Source organism: Gordonia aichiensis NBRC 108223 (assembly GCF_000332975.1).
In the GTDB taxonomy this organism is placed as follows: domain Bacteria; phylum Actinomycetota; class Actinomycetes; order Mycobacteriales; family Mycobacteriaceae; genus Gordonia; species Gordonia aichiensis.
On the sequence record NZ_BANR01000065.1, the window covers coordinates 1 to 510 of the forward strand.

Below are 510 nucleotides of genomic sequence, written 5' to 3' on the forward strand. Positions count from 1 at the left end.
TCAACGCGTACAACAGGATACGTGCGGACACCGCGGCCGTAGCGGGGACCCGCTCTACGGCATCCGCCGCCCTCTGCTCACCCGAATCGGCTTGTTGACCGACAAGCAGAAGACCCGCATCACCAACGGCCTCCAAGCGCGTGAGGAACATCTGGCGGTCGCGGTCACCTACGCCGTCTATCAGGACCTGATCGACGCCTACGACCAGCCGCACAAGCGAGACGGGAAGATCGCGATGTACAAGCTGCTCAAACGCATCCACACCGGCGTGCCAAAAGAACTCGCCGAACTCGCCCAACTCGGCCGCTCGCTGTGGGCTCGACGGACCGAGATCCTGGCCTACTTCGACACCGGCGCCTCCAACGGGCCCGTCGAAGCGATCAACGGCCGCCTGGAACACCTACGCGGGATCGCGCTCGGCTTCCGCAACCTCAACCACTACATCTTGCGGTCACTCATCCACTCCGGCGGCCTGGCAGAACACCTACACGCACTCTGAATCAGGAAGAG

The 510-nt window shown here is 63.3% G+C and carries 1 protein-coding gene; it reads left to right on the plus strand.

The genetic code is table 11. From position 1 onward, the window contains the following. On the plus strand, positions 1–499 hold a 499-nt coding region (locus GOACH_RS22960), incomplete at its 5' end, for an ISL3 family transposase (RefSeq protein WP_005180753.1). Positions 500–510 lie beyond the last annotated feature (11 nt).